Origin of the sequence: Paenibacillus borealis, from assembly GCF_000758665.1 — a bacterium.
GTDB lineage: Bacteria > Bacillota > Bacilli > Paenibacillales > Paenibacillaceae > Paenibacillus_AQ > Paenibacillus_AQ borealis.
This window is the reverse complement of record NZ_CP009285.1, coordinates 6,231,796-6,254,779: the sequence shown is the minus strand read 5'-3', so window position 1 is coordinate 6,254,779 and position 22,984 is coordinate 6,231,796. Positions and strand designations below refer to the sequence as shown.

At 53.4% G+C, this 22,984-nt stretch carries 16 protein-coding genes; 13 read left to right on the top strand and 3 right to left on the bottom strand.

Annotated elements, in window-relative coordinates:
- Positions 1-217: 217 nt before the first annotated feature.
- The 8 genes from PBOR_RS26525 to mtaB all read left to right on the top strand — a co-directional run bounded on the left by PBOR_RS26525 (position 218) and on the right by mtaB (position 12,294).
- A complete protein-coding gene (locus tag PBOR_RS26525; protein WP_245648299.1) occupies positions 218-715 on the top strand; it encodes an RNA polymerase sigma factor in 498 nt (165 codons plus the stop codon).
- Positions 675-2,333, top strand: coding sequence for a DUF4179 domain-containing protein (locus PBOR_RS26520; RefSeq protein ID WP_042216846.1), 1,659 nt, complete (start codon positions 675-677; stop codon positions 2,331-2,333). The genes PBOR_RS26525 and PBOR_RS26520 overlap by 41 nt, the downstream gene beginning before the upstream one ends.
- Before the next feature lie 264 nt (positions 2,334-2,597).
- Positions 2,598-7,088, top strand: a complete 4,491-nt coding sequence (locus tag PBOR_RS26515) for an S-layer homology domain-containing protein (protein WP_081972195.1) — start codon at positions 2,598-2,600, stop codon at positions 7,086-7,088.
- Between the two features lie 399 nt (positions 7,089-7,487).
- Positions 7,488-8,063, top strand: a complete 576-nt coding sequence (locus PBOR_RS26510; protein WP_174479876.1) for a DNA-3-methyladenine glycosylase I — start codon at positions 7,488-7,490, stop codon at positions 8,061-8,063.
- A 206-nt stretch (positions 8,064-8,269) separates the two neighbouring features.
- Complete coding sequence (prmA, locus tag PBOR_RS26505; protein ID WP_042216842.1) at positions 8,270-9,337, top strand: 50S ribosomal protein L11 methyltransferase; 1,068 nt, start codon at positions 8,270-8,272, stop codon at positions 9,335-9,337.
- Between the two features lie 2 nt (positions 9,338-9,339).
- Complete coding sequence (locus tag PBOR_RS26500) at positions 9,340-10,023, top strand: site-2 protease family protein (RefSeq protein ID WP_042216840.1); 684 nt, start codon at positions 9,340-9,342, stop codon at positions 10,021-10,023.
- A 159-nt stretch (positions 10,024-10,182) separates the two neighbouring features.
- Entirely contained in the window at positions 10,183-10,947 is a 765-nt protein-coding gene (locus PBOR_RS26495; RefSeq protein ID WP_042216839.1) for an RsmE family RNA methyltransferase, read from the top strand.
- A 3-nt stretch (positions 10,948-10,950) separates the two neighbouring features.
- Entirely contained in the window at positions 10,951-12,294 is a 1,344-nt protein-coding gene (mtaB, locus tag PBOR_RS26490) for a tRNA (N(6)-L-threonylcarbamoyladenosine(37)-C(2))-methylthiotransferase MtaB (RefSeq protein ID WP_042216836.1), read from the top strand.
- Between the two features lie 148 nt (positions 12,295-12,442).
- On the opposite strand, the gene PBOR_RS26485 is transcribed toward mtaB, so the two are convergent.
- On the bottom strand, positions 12,443-13,609 hold the full coding sequence (locus PBOR_RS26485) for an acyltransferase family protein (RefSeq protein ID WP_052429643.1): 1,167 nt from the start codon (positions 13,607-13,609) through the stop codon (positions 12,443-12,445).
- A 452-nt stretch (positions 13,610-14,061) separates the two neighbouring features.
- Between PBOR_RS26485 and PBOR_RS26480 the strand changes: the two genes are divergently transcribed.
- The 4 genes from PBOR_RS26480 (at position 14,062) to PBOR_RS26465 (ending at position 19,651) form a co-directional block, all read left to right on the top strand.
- The gene (locus PBOR_RS26480; protein WP_245647920.1) at positions 14,062-16,275 is read left to right on the top strand and encodes an Ig-like domain-containing protein; all 2,214 of its coding nucleotides are present in this window, start codon (positions 14,062-14,064) and stop codon (positions 16,273-16,275) included.
- A gap of 178 nt (positions 16,276-16,453) precedes the next feature.
- Complete coding sequence (locus tag PBOR_RS26475) at positions 16,454-17,023, top strand: ECF-type riboflavin transporter substrate-binding protein (RefSeq protein WP_042216832.1); 570 nt, start codon at positions 16,454-16,456, stop codon at positions 17,021-17,023.
- A gap of 97 nt (positions 17,024-17,120) precedes the next feature.
- A complete protein-coding gene (locus PBOR_RS26470; RefSeq protein WP_042216829.1) occupies positions 17,121-18,827 on the top strand; it encodes an ABC transporter ATP-binding protein in 1,707 nt (568 codons plus the stop codon).
- Positions 18,824-19,651, top strand: a complete 828-nt coding sequence (locus PBOR_RS26465; protein ID WP_042216826.1) for an energy-coupling factor transporter transmembrane component T family protein — start codon at positions 18,824-18,826, stop codon at positions 19,649-19,651. Before PBOR_RS26470 ends, PBOR_RS26465 begins: the two co-directional genes overlap by 4 nt.
- Before the next feature lie 88 nt (positions 19,652-19,739).
- On the opposite strand, the gene PBOR_RS26460 is transcribed toward PBOR_RS26465, so the two are convergent.
- Positions 19,740-20,729: a Na/Pi cotransporter family protein gene (locus PBOR_RS26460; protein ID WP_042216824.1), complete on the bottom strand. Its 990-nt coding sequence runs from the start codon at positions 20,727-20,729 to the stop codon at positions 19,740-19,742.
- 102 nt (positions 20,730-20,831) lie between these two features.
- On the opposite strand from PBOR_RS26460, the gene PBOR_RS26455 reads away from it, so the two are divergent.
- A complete protein-coding gene (locus tag PBOR_RS26455; RefSeq protein ID WP_042219967.1) occupies positions 20,832-22,232 on the top strand; it encodes a class I SAM-dependent rRNA methyltransferase in 1,401 nt (466 codons plus the stop codon).
- A gap of 447 nt (positions 22,233-22,679) precedes the next feature.
- On the opposite strand, the gene PBOR_RS37785 is transcribed toward PBOR_RS26455, so the two are convergent.
- Positions 22,680-22,820 carry a hypothetical protein gene (locus PBOR_RS37785; protein WP_157764133.1) on the bottom strand — a complete coding sequence of 47 codons (141 nt, stop codon included), beginning with the start codon at positions 22,818-22,820 and terminating at the stop codon, positions 22,680-22,682.
- Positions 22,821-22,984 lie beyond the last annotated feature (164 nt).

Below are 22,984 nucleotides of genomic sequence, written 5' to 3'. Positions count from 1 at the left end.
TGTTCCGGTTCAGCATAGAATTTCCTATTAAGGCATGTATCCCGTTCATTTTCGGGAAGACATGCTTTTTTTTGCTTAGAGTGAATAGGAAAATGAACCTTTTGAAGCTCCCGGTTGTTATAAAGGGTAGTCCAAACAAGAAAGGAGGCATGCTCAGGTGGGCAATAGGGAATTGTTCCAAACGTACAGTAAAGAGGTATACCGGACCTGCTATTATATGGTGCATGATGCTGCCGATGCTGAAGATCTATGCCAGGAGGTATTCATTACCCTTTTCCGCAGCCAGTGGGAGAACATAGATCATCTGAAGGCCTGGATCATGAAGATCACGGTCAATACCTGCCTGAATCACTTGAAGCGCAGGAACAGCCTGCAGCAGAAGCTGATGGCCAATCTCTATGTGTTTAAGGAAAATCCGGAACCACATGTAGAGGGGCTGGTGGAGCAAAAGGAAACGAAGCTGGAGTGGGCTGGTTATATGTCCCGTCTTCCGGTGAAGATCAGGGCTGTGCTGACACTGCGTTATATGCATGAATTCAGTCTTGCTGAAATTTCCGGTATGCTGGATATTCCGCTGGGAACGGTCAAATCCAGGCAGCACAAGGGGCTGCGCCTGATGAAGAAGATTCTTGAGGAAACGGGAGTTCAGATTATAGCTAAGGAGGAAGAGCAATATGGACAGCACCGAAGCACTGCTAAAGCGTCGCTTAAATGACGATAACGAGATTCAGTATCCTGATTTTGAGGAGATGTGGGGACGGATGGAGCAGGCCGGACATACAGGTTCAGTAAGCAGAACCGATGCAGAGGCTCCCGCTCCGCGCAGTCACCGCAGCTGGCGCAAGCTCACCATCGCTGCTTCTCTCAGCGCCCTGCTGGTGGCTGTGCCCGTATATGCTGCTGTGCAATATGATTGGGGCATCCTGCTCAGAGGTAGAGGAGGTGTGCAGGCGGCGCTGACGCAGAATCTGGGTCAGCCGCTTGGACAGACGATCACTAAGGATGGAGTAACCCTGACCCTGCATACGGCGCTCACCGATGAGAACCGGACGGTGATTCTGTACAGTCTGGATGTCGGTGCAGACAGGGAAAGCGGAATGTGGAATATTCAAGGCATGTCCCTTAAGGATGCGAAGGGGAACGGCGATGAAATGGAATATAATTATCAGCAATGGGACGAGAAGAATCAGCGGTATAACGGGTATTTCGAGTCGAATTGGACGCCGGACCAGGAGACGGTCAAGGTGAGCCTGACGGCAGAGAGAATCGAGTCGTATTCACAGCAAGAGGTTGATCTGAACCTGGATACCGATTCACCGCAGCAGCAGAGCTTCCCTGTTAACCGGGATGGACTGGAATCCTTCAGTGTTCAGCCCTTTAAGGAGGGGGATGAACGTCTGATGCTGTCCACGGCTGCAGTCTTTAATAATCCGGAAGCCAAGAGCTTGGCTTTCCCGCAAATTATAGCTTATAGAGACGGAGAGCTTGTCAGGAACTCTCAGGCAGGTGCTTTTGGCAAGCCGGGAGACAACGGGGAATACACCTCGCTTCAGTATTACAAGCCGGGTGACGTTCCCAAGGCTGACACAGTGTATAAGCTCGGCTACACCAGGATTGAACGCAATATTGACGGCCCTTGGACGTTTGATCTGGAACTGAGCAAGAAGAAGATGGCAGACGCCACAATCAAGACGGCGCTGGATCTGCCGCTCGAAGCGGGAGACACAGATAACAGGATTGAGCAAATGGTAGTAACGCCTACGCAAATTCGTGTGTCCGTCCGGAGCAAAGCTAAATTCGCTGAATTGCCGTATGTTACGTATACACTTGAGGTGGACGGCCGGCAGCTGGAAGGCGGAATATGGTATTCGACAACCGGGGACAGGGAGCTGACAACCCTGCGTTTCGAACGGCCGGCAGATCTTGAGATTACAAAGACGACGCCAATAACGCTTGTAGGGAAATATAAAGTTACCCGGCATGGTGACGATAAGGTGCCACTCCAATTGACCAATATCTCCAGCGAGAAGCAGACGCTGATCCGGGAAACCGGCGGTTATCCGGTACAGTGGACCTACTATATGCAGGGTGCGGATCTCTATGTGGAGACGAAGAGCGATGATCCCCATTTTGGCGGCGTGAATCAGACTCATATCGGCACAGGGAAAGACCGGATCTTAGGTAAAATAGTGACAGTGAACTTCCGCGGAGACGGAAACAACCACAGCATTGATGTATATAAGGACTTCAAAGGAACAGAAGCTTCTATATACATGTTCTTCTATTCCACCAACGAGCCAGACAAAGAGACGCGGGTGCAATTGCAGCCTTAAAAGGCAGTCCAAACCTGAAAAGGGGCGGACGCCTTTTTTTTCATAGGAGACGCCCGGGGAATAATGTAGCTGAAATATTTATTGTGCTTACACTGCGATGATCTCACGAATACGTTACCGCGTTATGCTGGAATAACTTGTCCTTTAAAATTTAAATTTTAAAATTGCGATTTAGAGGCGAACAAGAACAGACAACGAGGAGCGTGGCAGGCAGTGAGCAGGCAGCATCCGCTTTTAAAGCGAGTATTAACCGGGGTATTGGCAATGTCAGTTTTGATTCCGGTCATTCCACCTTCCTTCTCTTCATCGACCGTGTATGGGGATCCAGCTGAGCCTGGCGATGTCGTTATGCTGGAGGATTTTGAACATGTGAGCCTGGCAGACTTAACGTTTGACAGTGCGCGCATCTACAGCGGCAATATGGCGCTTGAAAGTGATCCGAAATACGTTCGTGACGGGGCAAAATCCTTGCGGATTGATTATGATTTTATCGGCATAACCGATAATCCCTCCCAGGTTGCAGTCGGGCCTGCAACCCAGTTAGCTTTGACAGGCAGAACGCCCAAAAAAATCGGCATGTGGATTTACGCCAATAACGAAGGGCATGGCCTAACCTCCAAGTTCTATGTTTCAGCCACCGGGAAGTCCAAAACGTATGAGATGAGGAGCGAAGAGACAGGGATAGACTGGAGCGGCTGGAAATATGTCGAGGCCGAGATAGGGAGTGATCTGACGCTGCCCGGTACCGTGGCGTTCTACTTCCAGATGAAAGAACGGCAAATGAGCAAAAAGAACAAAGGCTCCATATGGATCGATGATGTCAGACTTATTTATGATGAGCCGGCGGATGAAGATATGGATGTTCCCGTGCTGGCCCCGGTTTCACCCGCACCGGATCAAACCTTGAATGCTCCCGTATCCGACATTATCCTGTCGGCGGATGATGCGGAATCGGGCATTGATTCAGACTCGATCCAATTAACAGTGGATGGCCAGCCGGTTGCACCGGAGGCTTACGCTTACGATCTGAACACTAAGGCAATTACATATCACCCGGAGGTGCCGCTTGATGGCGGTTATCATCAAGTGGTTGCTGAAGTGAAGGATCTGGCGGGTAATCCGGCTTCAGCGGAATATGCTTTTACTATTGAGCATGGGGCGATGCTCACCTTGGAAGCGCCGGAGGAAGCGGTCAGCAACGAGACTTACCGGTTGAAGCTGGCGGCGAAGAATACAGGCGGAGCGAGCAATGTGCTGGCCAAGATCAAGTTCGACCCGCAGACGCTGCAGGCGGAGGCTGTGCACGCTCGTGACGGACTAAGCAACGTCCAGAGTACCATCGACAATATAGGCGGTTATGTTGAATTTAGCGCAGAAGGACTGCAGGGAGTTCCTGCGGAAGCCCTGGCCAGCATTGATTTCGCTGTAAGCAGGTCCGCAAAAATGGAACGTGGCGAGACCTACAAGCAGTTCACGATGGCGGAAGGCCGCTTTGGGTATGGCAGCGGGACTGCCGTAAGCTCCTTTGCCTCTCCGGTTAATTATAAGATCGGTTTCCCGTATGCCTTAAGCGTCAGGGGATCAGGTCTGCAAACGAAGAACATTATCACCGTTACTACCCATGCGGGAGCTCCCGTAGAAGGGGCGGAGATCGATTTTACCGATACTAGCGGCCCTCAGACTTATGTGACGGTAACAGCCGCCAGTTCCAATATATATACAAGCGCTGACGAATCGTCCGCCGTGCTGCTTACAGCAGAGAACAACGGGCAATTCTTCGCTACAGCAGGAAGCACCTCCGGATTCGTCAAAGTGTATCTGCCGGATGGAACGAAGACAGGTTATATTGCCTCTGCTGATGTACAGCAGCAGAGCCTTACAGAAGGATTGGGACTGACGGATGCCAAGGGCGAAATTCATACTTCGCTGGCCAATCTTGCAATCGGCACCTGGAAAGTACAGGCGGTCAAGGACGGCGGCACCAGTGAGAGCTTCAGCATGAATGTTGTGACCCAATTCGGCGGAGATGATCCGAAATATGTCCAGACCTTTGTTACCGAAGATATGGGTACGATGCTGAGCGTAGGCTGGCAGACAGCCCCTGGAGTTCAAGAGACTAAGATACAATATGTGAAGGACAGCGACCTGGTAGACCATGGGTCGGACAGTGCTCAGCCAAAGGCGGTAGAGCAGTCTGCGCTTACTGAAGTGGAGGTCATCCATGAAGTGGAGGGCGGACCGCTGGGCGAAATTAAGTTCCATAAATCACTGGTTACCGGCCTGGAGCCGGGTATGGCTTATCATTACCGGGTGGGCTATGAAGGCCATTGGAGTGCCTGGTACGAATACAAGACACTGGATGCAGCACCGGAAGCCCCCGTTTCTTTCGTATTCGTTACTGATTCGCATACCAAAGGAGATAATGGGCTTGAAATCTATCAGCAGCTGATCAGCGATGCTCTAACCCGTTATCCGGATACCCAATTTGTGATGCACGGCGGCGATATGGTTGACGACGGAGGAATCCTGAATGAGTGGAACCAGTTCTGGGAAGCTTCTTCGGTCTATGCATCCTCTCTTCCTTCAGGCTATACGATGGGGAATCATGATGTGAAGGGTGAAGGCAAGGAGATTTTTGCCAAGGGACTGGATCTGCCGGAGAATGGCCCGGACATTCAGAAGGATTACGCCTATTCCTTCGATTCAGGTGAGGTGCATTTCATTGTGCTGAACTCCGAGGCAGACGAAGTGACCATGGCTAAGCAAGCCGAATGGCTGCGCGGGGATGTTCAGGCCAGTGATAAAAAATGGAAAATTGTAATGTTCCATAAGCCTGCTTATCATACCGAAGATGGGCGCGGGAATGTAATTGAATACACGCAAACGTATTTTGCGCCTGTTCTGGAGGAACTGAAAGTAGATCTGGTGCTGGAAGGCCATGACCATGTGTATGCGCGCACCTATCCGATGAATGGAGGAAAGCCGCTGCTAAACGGCGAGCGCGGGACGGTCTATCTGGACGGGGGCGCCTCCGGCTGGAAATTCTATGATGGTAAGCAGTACGAGTATCTCAACTTCATGTTTGACGAGGACGTTCCGGTGTATTCTGCCATTCAAGTCAGCCATGACAAAATCACCATCCAGGCCCGTACTACAGAAAGCGATGCATTATTAGACAATTATACTATTGAAAAGAAGGATGAGCTTACAGTGACCTCCGTGGCGGCATCACCGGCGGAGCTGACATTGCAGGCCGGGGAGGAGCGCGCGACAGTTCTCACCGCTACCTATAGCGATAAGTCCACAGCAGATGTCACGAATGAAGCGATTTGGACTTCCTCCAATGACAATGTAGCTACGGTAGATGCCAATGGCCTAATTCATGCGGTTGCAGAAGGCGGCGCTACGATCAAGGCGCAATACGGAAATATGCCGGCAGTCAGCATTGCTGTAAAGGTTCAGGCGGAAAGTACGGCTCCTGTTCTGCTGAAACTGACAGCTGATCCGGGTAAACATACGCTGCAAGTGGGCCAGACCGCAGCTTCTGTGATAACGGCAGTATATGATCATGCAGAGAACCTGGTGGTCACGGATCAAGTCATTTGGTTATCTTCGGACCCTGCTATTGCTTCTGTATCGGACAAGGGGCTTATCACGGGCGTTGCGGCAGGTGAAGCAACGGTCACGGCTTCATTCGGAGGCAAGTCCGTTGCGATACCGGTTGTGATTACGGAGGTTTCCGCACCGGCAGTGGTTGATTTGGAGGTGACGCCAGCTTCAGTCTCCCTGACAGCAGGTCAGACGCAGAGCTTGGCGGTAACGGCTAAGTATTCTGACTTTTCTAGCGCCCTTAAGACCCTGGAAGCGAACTATGCCACTGGCAATCTTTCGGTTGCAGCTGTGAGCGAAGCGGGGGTAGTCACTGCAGTGGGTACAGGAACGGCGATGATCACAGTTTCATACGGAGGCGTGAAGAAGGAGATTCAGGTCTCCGTAACGGCGGCTACAGGCAACAATGATGGAGGCACAGTACCTGTAGCAACTCCAAGGCCAGCGTCAACGTCAACGCCAACTCCGGCGGCAACGGTAACGCCGACACCAGCAGCAACTCCGACACCGGCTGTAACTACGGGGCCAACGCTGCCAACTGTAACGAAGCCTGTGTTCAACGACAGAGTAGATCTTGATAAGGTAAAAGCGATCATGGCAAAAGGGCAAACCGCTCCTGCTGTCACATTCCCGGATGCCCCAGCAGCTCTGTGGAGTGCCGCATTCATTGAACGTGCGGCCCGGATGGGGATTATAACTGGCTATGCGGATGGTTCCCTCCGCCCTGACGCCAGAGTAACCCGCGCTGAGTTTGCAACGATGCTGTTCAAGGCCTTTGGCCTGAATGCTTCAGGCGGAACCGGCTTCTCGGATACGCGGGGGCATTGGGCCGCTGAAGCCATTAGTGCACTTCAAGGCAACGGAGTGATCACCGGGTACGCGGATGGCTCCTTCCATCCCAAGCAGGAGATCACCCGGGCGGAGATGGTGACGATGCTGTCCCGTCTGACGAACTATGTGAGCGGCGATAGTGTTCCATTCTCCGACGTCACTGCGGGCTGGGCGGCAGGGCCGATCAATGCCTTTGCTGATGCGGGTATCGTAACGGGAAAAGGTAATGGACAGTTCAAGCCGGAGGAGCAGGCTTCCCGCGCTGAATCGGTAGTGATGATCCTCCGCCTCATGGATAAGCTCTTGGCACAATAGGCGGCATTTTGTAGCGAGTATAGTAAGAAACAAGTACAATTGGAAGAGCAGCCCGGCCGGGGCTGCTCTTTTTATGCTGAAAGCTCTCAGGCGTCATCTGGCGGGCAGATTTCGCAGTAGCTAAATAGAGATGGTTGGCCGTGACCCGATTACGGGATATGCGGTATACTTAATTGCACTTTGTACAACTAGAACGTCTGATTATCCAGCGATTATCCGTTTAGTTGTATTTCGTACAATTAAAAAGAGCTGTGTAGACGGGTTCTCGCCATTTGGGAAGATTTAGTTGTACAGAATACAGTTATATGAGGCAAGCATCTCTTTTCGCTGTTTTTAATTGTACATAATACAACTATCACTGAATTTCCAGTTCAGTACATAAGGAGAGAACAACACTTGATGATAACACGCTGCGCCTGGGTGAATGAGGATCCTGTCTATATTGCCTATCATGATGAGGAATGGGGCAAGCCGCTATATGATGATCTGAAGCTGTTCGAGCTGCTGATGCTGGAGGGCATGCAGGCCGGACTGAGCTGGTATACGGTACTGAAGAAGCGGGAGAATTTCCGCGAAGCCTTCGACGGTTTCGATCCGCAGAAGATTGTGCTGTACGGGGAGGACAAGATCGCCGAGCTGATGCAGAATGAGGGGATTATCCGCAACCGGCTGAAGATTAATGCTGTCATCCGCAATGCGGAGGCCTATCTGCAGATTTGCCGGGAGGAGGGCAGCTTCGCAGAGTATCTCTGGAGCTTCACCGGCGGAACGCCTGTGGTGAATCAATGGAAGAGCAGAGCGGAGGTTCCCGCTACCACTCCGCAGTCTGACAACATGAGCAAGGCGCTGAAGCGCAAAGGGATGAAGTTTGTCGGCTCGACGATTTGTTATGCATTTATGCAGTCCTCGGGGATGGTGGACGACCATGTGCTGGATTGCTTTTGCCGCAGCCGCGGGACAGATGGAGGGATGTGAAGCGCAGTTTGGCGCTGCACGGGTAAGAAATGCTATACTATCCTAGATATGCTTTACTTAACTACGCGGACGCTTTCCAATCCAGTTCTGCGGAGTGATTTCAGGGAGACTGGGCTCTCATAACTAAGCGTATGCTTTCGAAGCAAGTTTTGCGGAGCAGAACCAACGGAGCATATGCTACAAAACTTTCAGGAGGATTTACTAACATGCTATGGCACGAACTGACGGTACATACAACGGAGGAAGCACAGGAGATGATATCCAATCTGCTGTATGAGGCCGGTGCGGGCGGAGTTTCCATTGAGGAATCCGGAACGCTGAATAAAATACGGGATACCCGTTATGGTGAATTATACGATGAGCCGCTGAATGACATCCCCGAGGGGGAAGCGGTAATTAAGGGCTATTATGCCGAAACAGTGGCAATGGATGAGATTGTGGCGGAGGTAACGCCAAGGGTGGAAGAGCTGAGAGGGTACGGGATTGATCCCGGCAAAGCGCTGATCTCCTGGAAGACGGTGGATGAGGATGAGTGGGCCCATGCCTGGAAGCAGTACTTCAAGCCGCTGCGCGTATCGGAACGGCTGACCATAAAGCCTACATGGGAAGAATATACCCCGGCCTCCCCGGACGAAAAGATTATCGAACTCGATCCCGGCATGGCCTTCGGAACGGGGACGCACCCGACGACGGCGCTGTGCCTGCGCGCGCTTGAGAAGCATATCGCCAGCGGCGATGAAGTGATCGATGTCGGCACAGGCTCCGGCATCCTTGCCGTAGGCGCGGTGCTGCTGGGCGCGAAATCCGTCCTCGCCCTGGATTTGGATCCGGTGGCGGTGGAGAGTGCCCGTGAGAATGTGGCGCTGAACCGGCTTGAGGCTGCGATCACAGTTAAGGAGAGCGATCTGCTCTCCCTGCTCGGCGGTGAACGGGCGGCAGATACCACAGCCGGTGATATGTGGCCTTCGGCCCGACCGGGCTATACTGCTGACCAGGCTGGACAGGAAGCTGTTCCTGCCGCTGCTTCGGCTGCTGAGGGACTGGGAGTTACCCTGCCGGTGCGGGTTGTCGTAGCGAATATTCTGGCCGAGATTATTGTGTTGTTCACGGATGATGTGTACCGTGCACTCCAGCCGGAAGGAATCTACATCACCTCCGGTATTTACAAGGATAAGGAAGGACTTGTAGCGGAAGCGCTGAAGTCTTCCGGTTTCGAAATTATAGAAGTAACCCGTGAAGAAGATTGGGTGGCGTTTACAGCCGGAAAGAGGTAGAGATGGAATTTCTGCAAAGCTTTATACGAATGCCGCTGGAACAGCTTCCGTTCCTGCTTATTACCCTGCTCATCGCCTTTACAGTACATGAGTTTAGCCATGCTTACTTTGCGAACAAGTTCGGTGACCCGACAGCACGCCTGCTCGGCCGCATGACCCTGAACCCGGCGGTGCATTTCGATTTCTTTGGAATTATCCTGCTCGTGGTCGCCGGCTTCGGCTGGGCGCGGCCGGTTCCGGTTAACCGTGACAATTTCAGCCGTCCCCGTCTGATGGGCGTTATCGTATCTGCTGTCGGTCCGATCAGCAATCTGCTCCTCGGGTTCCTCGGAGCAATGATTTATTCGGCTCTGGCGGCGACCGGAGTGTTGGAATCTATCAGCAATGACCGCGTGCTTCAGGCTATTTACTGGTTCTTCGGCATTTTCATTCAACTTAATTTCTTCCTGTTCCTGTTCAATCTGATTCCCCTGCCGCCGCTGGACGGCTACAGGATTGTGGAGGATGTGGCTCCGCGTCCGATCCGCGGGAGACTGCAGCAGTATGAGCAGTGGGCGGTCTTCATCTTTTTGCTGATCCTGTTTATCCCGGGTCTGCGTGCCTACACGATTACACCGCTGGATAACTGGGCCAATCAAATGAGCGCCGGAGCCGTGCAATTCTTCTACGGATTATTCGGCGGCTAGAATTCAGATTGAGGGATGTTCATGCAGCTCTAAACGTTGTACAATATAATGTGGTATTTTTTCGAGGTTTGATCATGTATGTGAAGCGGCGGCCGGGACCTGATTAGACGGGAACGCCGCCGCTTTTACGCTGAATAAGAGACAGGATGATGATAAAAGATGCAGCGTTATTTCGTAACACCGGCGCAGTTCGGCCAAGACAAGGTAAGCATTGACGGCGAAGATGCCCGGCATATTGCCAAGGTGATGCGCGGTAAGGCGGGGGATACGCTGATCGTCAGCGACGGCGTTTCCCGTGAGGCACTGGCTGAGATCGCTGAAATAGAGATTGGCTTCGTAACCGTGACCATACTGGAGAATCTGGCCATGACCCACGAGCCGCGAATCAAGATTACTGTAGCCCAGAGCCTGCCGAAGGGGGACAAGCTGGAGACTGTAATCCAGAAATGTACCGAGATTGGTGCGGTTGCCTTCACCCCGTTCCTCTCCGAGCGGACGATTGTGCAGTATGATGAGCGCAAGGAGAGCAAGCGGGTAGAGCGCTGGCGCAAGATCTGCAAGGAAGCTGCCGAGCAGGCGCACCGGAATATCGTTCCGGAGGTGCATTCGCCGCTGAGCTGGAAGCTGCTGCTGAAGAGCTTCAGTGAGTATGACGCGGTGTATTTCTGTTATGAAAAAGAAGAAGGGCTGCAGCTCCGCAGCGCAGCCGCGCCTTGGCTGTCCTCGCTTGCGCAGGATTCAACTGCCAAGGTAATGATTGTAGTCGGCCCGGAGGGCGGCTTCAGTCCGGAGGAATGCCGCGCGGCCGAAGAGGCCGGCGCAGTATCCGTCGGTCTGGGAGCGCGCATTCTGCGCTGTGAAACCGCAGGCATGGTCGCCGCCGCCTGCATTCTATATGAATCCGGAGAAATGGGGGGAGCTTAAACAATGCCATCCGTAGCATTTTATACTTTAGGTTGTAAAGTCAATTTCTATGACACTGAAGCGATCTGGCAGCTATTCAAAAATGAAGGTTACGAGCAGGTTGATTTCGAAGGTTCCGCCGATGTCTACCTGATTAACACCTGCACGGTGACCAATACGGGCGACAAAAAAAGCCGGCAAATGATCCGCCGTGCCGTGCGCCGCAATCCTGAAGCGATCGTCGCTGTAACCGGCTGCTATGCGCAGACTTCACCCGGAGAGATTCTCGACATTCCCGGCGTCGATCTGGTCATCGGCAACCAGGACCGTGAGCAGATCATGACCCATGTGAAGAATATCCAGGAATCGCGCCAGCCTGTGAATGCGGTCCGCAACATTATGAAGACCCGGGAGTTCGAGGAGCTGGACGTTCCCGGATTCGCTGACCGGACGCGCGCGTTCATGAAAATTCAGGACGGCTGCAACAACTTCTGCACCTTCTGCATCATTCCCTGGTCGCGCGGCCTGTCGCGCAGCCGGGATCCGAAATCGATTGTCGCCCAGGCGCATCAGCTTGTGGAAGCCGGATATAAGGAATTTGTGCTGACCGGTATCCATACCGGGGGATACGGCGATGATCTGGACAACTACCGTCTGGCTGATCTGCTGTGGGAGCTGGATCAGGTTGATGGCCTGGAACGGGTACGCATCAGCTCGATTGAAGCCAGCCAGATTGATGAGAAGCTGCTTGAGGTGCTGAACCGCAGCTCCAAGATGTGCCGCCATCTGCATATTCCGCTGCAGGCCGGACATAACGACGTGCTGAAGGCGATGCGCCGTAAATATACGACCGAAGAGTATTATGCCAAAATGCAGCTGATCCGCCAGGCGATGCCGGATGTAGGCATTACAACCGACGTTATTGTCGGCTTCCCGGGCGAGACCGAGGAGATGTTCCGCGCCGGTTATGACTTCATGAAGGCGGTCAACTATTCCGAGATGCATGTGTTCCCGTATTCCAAGCGGACCGGCACGCCTGCTGCACGGATGCTGAACCAAGTGGATGAAGAGATCAAGAACGAACGTGTCCAGAAGCTGATCGACCTCTCTGAGGAGATGCAGCTGGCTTATGCCCGGAAATTCGTCGGCAGAACTCTGTCCGTCATTCCTGAGCGTTCAGCCAAGGGATCACCGGGACGCAGTATTCAGCACGGCTTCAGCGACAACTATCTGCAGATTCTCTTCAGCGGTGATGACTCGCTGCAGGGTGAGCTCTGCGAGGTGAAGGTGACTGAAGCTGGTGTGAACGAATGCCGCGGTGAGCTTGTCAGTGTGAGCAGAGCCACAGCCGAACCGCGCCGCGCGTAAGCGTACGCAAGGACAGCTATACGCAAGTATAAACAACACCAAGGGGACGCCTCCAAGAGCCGGTAACGGCTCTAAGGGCTCCCCTTTTTTGGCTTCCTGATCTATTGCGGATAAGTCTACTGGCTAACCGCCCGCCGGTATCAAAGAATCAGATCTGCTGCGTCACAGCCTCAGCTTCAGGACCCTTGTGCAGCGCGGAACGTCCCGTCCGGGGTCTGGTGACATAGCTGCTGAGATGCCGTCCGAGAGCCATAGCCGGCTTCTCCACCGCATAATAGCTTGCTGTAGCCGCCAGAATGCTAAGAGCCAGTGTAAGCAGGCCGAACAGCCAGTAGGGAATATAAGGCTGGATGGTATAGGCCAGAGTGAGGAACACGATGAAATGGTAGAGATAGAGACTGTATGAGATTTTACCAAGGAAGCTGATGAAGTTCAGAGAGAGCAGCTTGATCAGCTGCACTGAAGTAAGTGCCAGGATGATGAAGAAAGCCACAGCCAGAGTGATCCCATAGTCGTCGATAACGCGGTTGAACGGCAGATGGATTTTGTCGGAGATGAAACGGGAGTAGGCATAGAGCAGGATGGCTGCGGCCAGGCCGGCCGCCTTGTACAGCTGTCCGGCACGCTGGCAGAGGCTCATCAGTTCTGCCCTGTGCTTGGCCAGCAGGGCGCCGATGATGAAGAACGAGGTGTAATAGACGGTGTCAAAATATGAAGTGTGAAATCCTCTGCTGGACTCCAGGCCGAAGATATCATTGGCTGCGCTGGCCATGTTCAGCAGGAGGCAGATGAGGAGATTGAACACCAGGCCGCGCCTGAGCACTAGGATCATTAACAGCGGGAAAATCAGGGAGATCCGCATCTCATGGAGCAGAGACCAGATGACGGTATTGTAGGCGTTGGTATTGAAGTTGGTGAGCAGCGTCAGATGCTCGGCGATCAGCCGGAGGCTGAACCCGCTCTGCCAGAAGAAGTAGAAGAATGAACCTACCTGACTCTCTGACTTGTTATGCAGCAGGCTGGCGGCAATGATCGCAAGGATCAGGGCCACTAGATAGGGGAGATAGATCCGGCAGATCCGTTTGATGATGAAGGCGGAATATGAGGCAGTTTTGCCGCCCAGGAACGGGAGAGCGAGCACGAAGCCGCTAAGGATGAAGAAGAGAATGACGGCCTGATGGCCGCCGATGAATATCCGGGCCGGGGAATAATAGAATACAGCCGGCAATACCGGAGCAGACTGCCACAGATGATGAAGCACTACAGATAGTGAGGCCAGTCCGCGTATGGAATCCAGTTGAGCAAGCCGCTTCATGATAATCCTCCTCTGCATTTTTATCGGCAATAGCAATACGGTTACTCAACTCAATTGCAAATCTACTAAATCATCAAGTGAAATACATTGTTATAGGAAGCAAAGCGGTTTCTCGATGAAGGAAAGCTGGATGAGGTATAAACATAGAAAGAGGATGTTATAAAATACCATATCGAAAATGTAAATTTCAGACAATGGTACAAATTAGGTATTTTATATACTACCTTAGGCGGTTGCTAACCAGAGCTGAATGTACAGATACAGAGCACTGATTTTATAGTTATAAAGACCTGAATTCGGCCTAAACTGAAAATTAACTGAAAATAGGGTAAAGACTTGGGCTCTAATTGTCGATATAGTGGAAGAGTGTGGCAAAAGGCCACCGATAATAAGACCGTCTAAGGAGAGAACAGATGACCGTGTACAGGAAAATGACAAAAACGCTCCTCATTATGATATTGCTCGTTGCTGCAGCTTTTCCGGTAAACGTCTTTGCCGCTGCTGGAGACATCAACTCTATTGAAATCGACAGCTCTGACAAAATAGAGCTAACCGTTGGCCAGACACCGAAGCAGCTTAAGGTATATGCCAATGTAGAAGGCTCTTCTTCCAAGAGGGATGTGACGGCATCCGCCACATGGACCTCCTCCAAGAATGAAGTTGTCAGCGTAATTAACGGTCAGATCAAGCCGCTTACTTACGGGACGGCAATGATTACAGCTACTTACAGTAATAATGCGGTAGATACTGTTGAGGTATCTGTTACGTATCCGTATAAAGATCTTACACTGAAACGCAGCACGGAGGGCAGCTACAAACTAGGAGACAAAGAAGCCTCACTCCTAGTTACCGCAACGGCCAAGGGCGGCGAATCAGCCACTGAAGAGAAAGATGTGACGAAGGACGCCGACTGGAGCAGCTCGAATTCAGGCGTACTGACAATTACAGCGGGTAAGATTACGCTGGTAGGCGAAGGAACGGCGACAGTTACTGCCAAGTACAAGGGATTAACTGAGACTTTCAAGGCAGTTGTGGAGCTTCCTTATTCGGCAATTGAACTGAAAGACAAAAACGGGACGGTTGTCAAAGAGCTGGAAATGCTGGTTGGTGACGATCCGGTACAACTGACCGCCAAGACGAAAGCGACTGCGGAGAGTACGGAATCCACCATAGCCAATGCTGATGTGGACTGGAGCAGCTCGGCTGAAAGTGTTGCTAAAGTAGATGAAGGTAAGATTACTATACTTGGAGTCGGCAAAGCGGTTATCACTGCCAGTTACCTCGGAGTTACCCAGTCGGTGGATGTGTATGTGCGTGCACCTTATGAAGCGCTGCTGCTGAATCCTACAGGGGATCAATCCCTGTTCCTGGGCGAAAGCCTCAACGTGACGGCTTCCATGCGTAATGCAGTGAATTCGACCACCAATGAAACGGCAGCGGCAACCTGGACCTCCGACAACCTGATGGCGGCTACGGTAGCTGCCAATGTTACCGATGCCAGCAATGCTTTTGCTACAGTAACAGGCAAAGCGGTAGGGTCTTCTGTCATCAAAGCAGATCACCTCGGAATCAGCAAAACCTTCAAGGTAACGGTCTATCCAACCCTGACTGAGCTGACCCTAGAGAAGACTGAACAGGAAATATACACAGCAGACTCCGTCAGCCTGCCGAAGGTAAGCGGAACGAAATATGACGGAACCAAGCTGGATATCAGCGATGAAATCGAGTGGACCTCGGCGAATGAAGAGATTGTCTCGATTAAGGACGGGAAGCTTACCGGCGGCAAGGCAGGTACGGCTACCCTGACAGGCAAGATCAAAGCAGGTGCAGTAACTGCAGGTTCTGCGACTGCGATCCGCTCCAAGACGGTTGAGCTCAAAGTTACAGTTAAGAATAAAGTGCTTGTTCTGATTGGACCGGAAGATGCACTGGGGCTGGTCATCGGTGAAGAAACGCCGCTCCCGGCGGTTCAGGCCGTACTGGAGAACGGTGATGAGCTCGATGTAACAGACACCATTGTCTGGGAACTGGGCGGAAGCAACGCGGTTCTCAAGCAATCGGCAGCTGCCAAGACCATTAAAGGTCTGGTCAAAGGCTCGGCAACACTCAAAGGAACATATTCCAATAAGACGATCAGTGTTCCGGTAACGATTGAGCAGAAGGTTGTGAAGCTCGTCGTAGAACCGGCTGTGCTTGAGATGAATATCAAAGGCTCCAAAACGATTAAGGTCACCGGATATTTCTCGAACGGCAAAACTGCGAACTTCTCGGGCGGAATGAACTGGGTATCGTCAAATCCGGAAGTTGCTTCTGTGAAGGGAACGTCGGTCAAAGCGATTACGGAAGGTACAGTAACCTTGAGCGGTTCCTACCAGGGGATTCCTGCCACCGTCAAAATCTCAGTGGTGCCGAAGCTAATGAAGATTACGGTCAGTGAGAATAAGCTGAGCCTTGCACCGGGTGCAGGCAAAAGCGTAGTTGTAACCGCATTGTATGATACGGGCAAGAGCGCAGTTGTCACAGGAAGCGTAGTCTGGACCAGTTCCAAGCCTTCTGTGGCTAAAGTGAATTCCTCCGGGCAGATTACAGCGGTAAGCAAAGGAACAACATCGGTTAAAGGCAAGCTGGGCACGAAGACAGTGACAGTATCAGTTACTGTGAAATAGTACAGTAATGCCTGCTATCCTTAAGCATAATCATCAGACCTGAACATTTGCCTCTACGGCGGTGTTCAGGTCTTTTGTCGTATAACGGATTCGGATATTAATTTGCTCTCCCCTATAGTAATCCCAAGTAAACCGATGTATAATTCGGAAAAGCATATTATAAAGTCCATTAAGGGAGATGAAGCAGGTGGCTAAGCACAAGGCATTATCCATTCAAACAATTGTGGCAATCGGCATCGGTTCGCCGTTATTCGTAATACTGGGGAGGTTCGGTTCCATTCCTTCGGGTATCCCGAATACCAACATTGAGACTACATACGCACTTCTGGCGCTGTTTGCGCTGCTATACGGACCGGTTGCCGGACTCTTCATCGGACTGATCGGGCACACACTGAAGGATGCGATCTTCTACGGTTCGCCTTGGTTCAGCTGGGTCATCTCCTCGGGACTCGTCGGGCTGATTATCGGGCTGCTGGCAGCCAGAATAGCGATCAGGGACGGTGAGTTTGGCCGGAAAGAGATCATTGCCTTCAATTTAGCGCAGATTGTCGCCAATGCCATTGCGTGGTTCGTAGTAGCGCCGGTGCTGGACATTCTCATCTATGCGGAACCGGCTAACAAGGTCTTCACCCAGGGGCTGATCGCCGGGGCGTCCAACATCGTAACGGTGGCGGTCATCGGAACACTGCTCGCTGTAGCCTACTCCAAGACGAGAACGAAACAGGGTAGCCTGAAAAGACTGCAATAATATATAATTCAAACAGAAAGGCCGGTGCCCGTCACCGGCCTTTCTGTTTGAGCGGGTCAGTTATGATACGTAAATCAGCATATGAGGAAGGTTACCCATGAGCAAAACGGTTATAGAATTCACCGATTTCACCTTTAAATACCGGGCCCAGCAGGAACCTACACTGCATAAGATCAATCTGAAAATTCATGAAGGCGAGAAGATTCTGATTGTCGGGCCCTCCGGGTCAGGCAAAAGCACCCTGGCCCATTGCATCAATGGCCTGATTCCGTTTGCGTATCCAGGCGAAACAAGCGGCACCTTGACCGTTAAGGGGAGAGATACGAAGGAGCTGGGAATTGCCGGCTTGTCAGAGGTGGTGGGGACTGTGCTGCAGGACCCTGACGGGCAGTTTGTCGGCCTGACCGTAGGCGAGGATATTGCCTTCAGTCTGGAGAACGCAGCGGTTCCGGTGCGGGAGATGCATGAGCGGGTGGAAGCTGCGGCAAGAGCGGTCGATATTCAGGAGCTGCTGGCAGCTTCTCCGCAGGAGCTGTCCGGCGGACAGAAGCAGAAGACCATGCTGGCCGGGGTGCTGGTCAGCAATGTGGATGTCCTGCTGTTCGATGAGCCGCTGGCCAGTCTTGATCCCTATACGGGAACCGGGGCGATTGAGCTGATCGACCGGTTGCAGCGTGAGACCGGCAATACGGTCATTATCATTGAGCACCGGCTGGAGGAAGTGCTGCACCGTCCGGTGGACCGGATCATTGTCATGAATGAAGGAGTCATTGCGGCGGATCTGCCGGCCGCCGAGCTGCTGAGCTCTGGGCTGCTTGCGGAGTCAGGTATCCGGGAGCCGCTGTATCTTACCGCTCTTAAATATGCCGGCTGCGAGATTACGCCGGAGATGAACCCGCAGCATCTGAACGGGATTAAGCTAGAGACAGGAGCCGCCAAGCTCCGCGCCTGGTATGAGGCCAGTGAAGTACCGCAGGAGGCGGAAGCGGCACCTGTGCTGCTTGAGCTGCGGGATCTTACCTTTGGCTATGACAAGCAGGCTCCGGTGCTGCAGGGACTGTCTTTCAGCGTCCGCCGCGGCGAGATGCTCTGCATTGCCGGGAGGAACGGTGCGGGCAAATCAACGGTGTCGAAGCTGATTTGCGGGTTCTACCGGCCGTCAGCGGGAAGTATTCTGCTGAACGGGCGTGATCTGGCAGCGGATACGATCAAGGAGCGGGCAGAGCATATCGGCTTCGTGATGCAGAATCCCAATCATATGATCTCCATGACGCTGCTCTATGACGAGATTGCCCTGGGAATTAAGCTGCGGGGCTTCGCGGAAGAAGAGATCCGCGAGAGGGTACATAGGGTACTCCGGATTTGCGGGCTGTATGAATTCCGCGAATGGCCGGTTTCAGCGCTCAGCTACGGGCAGAAGAAACGGGTGACCATTGCTTCCATCCTGGTGCTGGAGCCGGAGGTGCTCATTCTGGATGAACCCACCGCCGGACAGGATTACCGGCACTATAACGAGATTATGGAGTTTCTGCGCGGACTTGGCAGCACCGGGATTACGGTAATCATGATTACGCATGACATGCACCTGATGCTGGAGTACGCAGAGCGGACAATTGTGCTGGCGGAGGGCAGGAAGCTGGCTGATGCCCGGCCGGAAGTGATTCTGACCGACAGGAATATTGTGGGCAGCGCCAATCTGAAGGAGACTTCACTGTTTACACTGGCAGTGAAGGCGGGGATTGACCAGCCGGTGGAATTTGTCCGGCGGTTTATCGAATGTGACAGGGGGAACCGGCGCGGATGAAGGCTAAGATGCTAACCTATACCAAACAGGATTCTCCGGTGCACCGGCTGACGGGGGCGACGAAGCTGATTATATTCGCCGTCTGGTCGGTCTCTGCCATGATTACCTACGATACCCGCTGCCTGCTGCTGATGCTGCTCTTCAGCCTGGCCGTATTCCGGATTTCGCGGGTCCGGTTTCAGGACTATGCCTTCGTGCTCTATTTCATTCTGATCTTCTTTCTGCTGAATCATATCGCGATCTTTGCCTTCTCACCGCTGGAAGGTACACGCATCTACGGCACCCGGCATGATCTGCTCCATCTGGCCGGACGTTACACCTTGACGGCGGAGCAGCTGTTCTATCAATTCAATATCGCTCTGAAGTATGCGGTCGTGATTCCGATGGCGCTGCTGTTCCTGCTCACGACAGATCCGAGCGAATTCGCCGCTTCGCTGAACCGGGTCGGGGTCAATTACAAGATCGCATATTCCGTTTCGCTGGCCTTGCGCTATATCCCCGATATCCAGCAGGATTATGAGAATATCTCCTTCTCGGCACAGGCGCGGGGAATTGATATCTCCCGCAAGGAGAAGCTGCCTAAGCGGCTGAAGAACATCGTATCGATTCTGCTCCCGCTGATTCTGACCAGTATCGAGCGGATTGAGAAGATCAGCACTGCGATGGAGCTGCGCGGCTTCGGAACAGGCCGGGGGCGGACCTGGTACCAGGCCCGGCCGTTTACCCGCAGCGATTATGCTGCGCTGTGTCTGATGGTGGGGATAGCCGCAGCCGCGACGATTATTACTTTTTATGACGGCTCGCGGTTTTATAGTATTTTCTGAGGGGGATGCTGGAAGTGGAGCTTCCGTAGAACTGCGGGGCGGATTGAAGTATAATAAGACAGTTGTAATCCTGGCCGGACGGTACGGTTTAGCGCTGAAGCCGCTGCTCCAGCCTGGACCATACGGGCAGGTAGCACAGCGGCAGTACCCCGAGTGAGCACACGACATTGAAGATGGTCTGGGCATGAGCGAGCTGTGCGGCAGGTCCGCCGCCAATCCAGGCGGAGAGTGACTGCAGCGGTCCGATGAAGGGCAGGAAGAGCAGGGCGCCGCCGACATTGAGCGCCACATGCGACCAGGCAACGAACACGCCGGACGGCGTGCTGCCGATGGCGGCAATTACGGCCGTAACGCAGGTGCCGATGTTCGCGCCAAGCACGATGGCGATCCCGAGCTCCGGCGGCATAACGCCGCTGGTCGCGAGGCCCATCGCCATGCCGATCACCGCCGCGCTGCTGTGCACCATCGCGGTCAGCACGGCACCAGCTGCCAGCCCCCACAGTGCGCTTGTGGCGGCATGTCCGAGGAACCAGCGGAACAATCCGCTGCCTTCCAGGGCGGGGCCGATCGACTGCATAACCGCGATGCCCCAGAGGACCAGCGCGAAGCCGGCCACCGCAAGGCAGATGAACTGCAGCGGCCCCGAGATCCGGCGGCAGGCTTCAACCAGCCGCCATGCCTGCGGGGATAGCTCGCCGGCCATCACCGCGGCCGCCCAGAGGCATAGCGCTGCTGCCAGCAGCGGCGCTGCCATGGTGCTGATCTGCAGGCTGATCAGCTCTGTAGTCAGGCAGGTGCCGATGTTGCTGCCGAGGATAATGCCCAGCGTCCGGGCATACGTCAGCAGCCCGGCATTGACCATACCGATAGTCAGCACGGTTACGGCCGTGCTGCTCTGCAGCAGCGCGGATAGCAGGCTGCTGGCAATCAGGCCTTTGGCCGGCGTAGAGGTTGCTTTATGCAGACTCCGGGTCAGGAGCGGGCCGGCAAGCCTCGACAATGAGGCTTCCATCACCTTCATGCCGGCGAGAAAGATGACAAGGCCGTAAATGACAGGGAACAGCAGGTCACGGATCATGAGGACAGGCTCCTTTTTGGACGGGGGTTGTACACCAATATATGAAGGCATTGCATGGGACATGTATACAAATCGAACAACAAGAACAGGGAGTTGAAGTCATTGGCATCGGTAATTCTGGAACGAAACCGTAAAAAAAGACTGGAACAGGGACATCCGTGGGTTTACGCCAGCGAAGTGGCCTCGGTAGACGGAGAGCCGCAGGCAGGGGGACTTGTCGATGTGCTGAATCACCAGGGCCGTTATCTGGCCACAGGGTATTACAATCCGGCCTCGCAGATCCGGGTAAGAATTCTGTCGCAGAGTAAGCTTGCGGCGATGGACACGGCATTTTTTGCCGGCCGGTTCGCAAGCGCTCTGCAGCACAGGGAGCGTTTCCTGCCGGGTGCGGATGCTTACCGTCTGGTGTATGGGGAAGCGGATTTCCTGCCGGGGCTGATCATCGACCGCTTCGGGGAGGTTCTCGTCGTGCAGCTGCTGACGCTGGCGATGGATCAGCACCGCTCCGAGATTGTGGAAGCGCTGGTACAGGTTATGGCGCCGCGCGGCATTTATGAGCGCAGTGACGTCAGCGTCCGCGAGCTCGAAGGCTTAGAGCAGACCACAGGCGTGCTCTACGGGGAATGCCCGCGCCACATCACGGTGAGCGAGAACGGACTGAAGGTTATCGTCGATATTGAAGAAGGCCAGAAGACTGGATACTTCTTCGATCAGCGCGAGAACAGAGCCTCCATCGCTCCGCTCATGAAGGGCTGGGGCGGACGCAGCGGAATTACGCTGCAGGAGGTAGCGGCAGAGGATGGATCGCTCCAGACGCTGCCGGTCAACAAAAGCGGCAAGCCGGTCACGTTCCCGTTCTGGGACGGCGCAACCGTGCTGGAATGCTTCGCACACACCGGCAGCTTCACCCTGCATGCCTGCAAATACGGCGCCAAGAAGGTAACCTGCCTTGATGTGTCCGCGCATGCGATTGAGAGTGCGAAAGCCAATGTGGAGATCAACGGATTCACCGACCGGGTGGAATTTGTAGTGGATGATGCGTTTGCCTACCTGCGTAATCAGGTGAAGGGGCTGGAAGAACGCTCCGAGCGGGCGACAGGTCCGGCGGCAGAGGTTAAACCCGGCGCTAAGCCGGCTGCCAAGGCGGATACTGCGAAGCCGATGACTGCTGGCGGCGGACGTACCTGGGATGTCGTTATTCTTGATCCGCCCGCTTTTGCCAAGACCAAAAGTGCTGTAGCAGGCGCCGTCCGCGGCTACAAGGACATCAATCTGCACGGCATGAAGCTGGTCAACGAAGGCGGATATCTGGTTACGGCCAGCTGCTCGTACCATATGCAGCCACAGCTGTTCCTGGACACCATTCAGGAAGCGGCCAAGGATGCCGGCAAAGTGCTGCGGCTGATCGAGTGGCGGGCCGCAGGCAAGGATCACCCGCAGATCCTCGGCGTGGACGAAGGGCATTATCTGAAGTTTGCCATCTTTGAGGTGCGCAGCAAATAATGATGTTATCTCAAGCCGGAAGGCTTGTTACGGAGAGTCTCTACTTTAGAGGCTCTCTTTTTTCTTACGGGGAAGTTGCGGGTACTATAGGCAGGGAACCGTCAGCAGAGTGAAGCGGACTGAGAAACCTCTATTTCTCCAAAAAACCTCAGAATGGGGCTTAAGCGGACTGGGATTCCGTTATGTTGCTGGCTGGATTCCATATGAGCTCTGACTGGTCACTTAGCGGAATCTGAGTCTGTTTGCCCGGCGAATCCGCCTGATCTGCTCATATAACGGAATTTCAGTCCGCTTCCTAGGCCGGCGGATCATGAACTAAGCAGAGGAATCGCGCTGAGTGTTGCCCTGCAATTCAGCTGGAATCAGCAGAGGAGTGACTCTGCTGATTTAATTGGACTTTCTCAACAGTCTGGGGGTTATTCCAACTATGTCCCTTCTATTGGAGTTTTACCCGTTAGTAGATGCCATTTGTTCACTTGTAATCATACAATCCATCCAGGTTCTCCCAACCAGCCGAACCATGGCTCCGGGAGAATCTTCTTTGCTGTTGCCCTTGGTAGTCGTGTCCTGAAAAATAGCTGCAGCCATTTGCAAACAATGGCAAACGTACGTTCTGGAGCGTGCTGCGGAGGTATGCTATACTATTGGGACGAGATTATTCATAGATTCTGATATTTATCAGGCAATCCGCTTCTGTGTGTGCAGCAGCAGGGCTGCCTGCATTCTAATTCTCCGCTACGGAAGGAGTCTGC

Coding starts and splice junctions, on each gene's coding strand:
- PBOR_RS26525 (WP_245648299.1), top strand. CDS start 218: ATGGTGCATGATGCTGCCGATGCTGAAGATCTATGCCAGGAGGTATTC.
- PBOR_RS26520 (WP_042216846.1), top strand. CDS start 675: ATGGACAGCACCGAAGCACTGCTAAAGCGTCGCTTAAATGACGATAAC.
- PBOR_RS26515 (WP_081972195.1), top strand. CDS start 2,598: ATGTCAGTTTTGATTCCGGTCATTCCACCTTCCTTCTCTTCATCGACC.
- PBOR_RS26510 (WP_174479876.1), top strand. CDS start 7,488: ATGATAACACGCTGCGCCTGGGTGAATGAGGATCCTGTCTATATTGCC.
- prmA (WP_042216842.1), top strand. CDS start 8,270: ATGCTATGGCACGAACTGACGGTACATACAACGGAGGAAGCACAGGAG.
- PBOR_RS26500 (WP_042216840.1), top strand. CDS start 9,340: ATGGAATTTCTGCAAAGCTTTATACGAATGCCGCTGGAACAGCTTCCG.
- PBOR_RS26495 (WP_042216839.1), top strand. CDS start 10,183: ATGCAGCGTTATTTCGTAACACCGGCGCAGTTCGGCCAAGACAAGGTA.
- mtaB (WP_042216836.1), top strand. CDS start 10,951: ATGCCATCCGTAGCATTTTATACTTTAGGTTGTAAAGTCAATTTCTAT.
- PBOR_RS26485 (WP_052429643.1), bottom strand. CDS start 13,609: ATGAAGCGGCTTGCTCAACTGGATTCCATACGCGGACTGGCCTCACTA.
- PBOR_RS26480 (WP_245647920.1), top strand. CDS start 14,062: ATGATATTGCTCGTTGCTGCAGCTTTTCCGGTAAACGTCTTTGCCGCT.
- PBOR_RS26475 (WP_042216832.1), top strand. CDS start 16,454: ATGAAGCAGGTGGCTAAGCACAAGGCATTATCCATTCAAACAATTGTG.
- PBOR_RS26470 (WP_042216829.1), top strand. CDS start 17,121: ATGAGCAAAACGGTTATAGAATTCACCGATTTCACCTTTAAATACCGG.
- PBOR_RS26465 (WP_042216826.1), top strand. CDS start 18,824: ATGAAGGCTAAGATGCTAACCTATACCAAACAGGATTCTCCGGTGCAC.
- PBOR_RS26460 (WP_042216824.1), bottom strand. CDS start 20,729: ATGATCCGTGACCTGCTGTTCCCTGTCATTTACGGCCTTGTCATCTTT.
- PBOR_RS37785 (WP_157764133.1), bottom strand. CDS start 22,820: ATGGCTGCAGCTATTTTTCAGGACACGACTACCAAGGGCAACAGCAAA.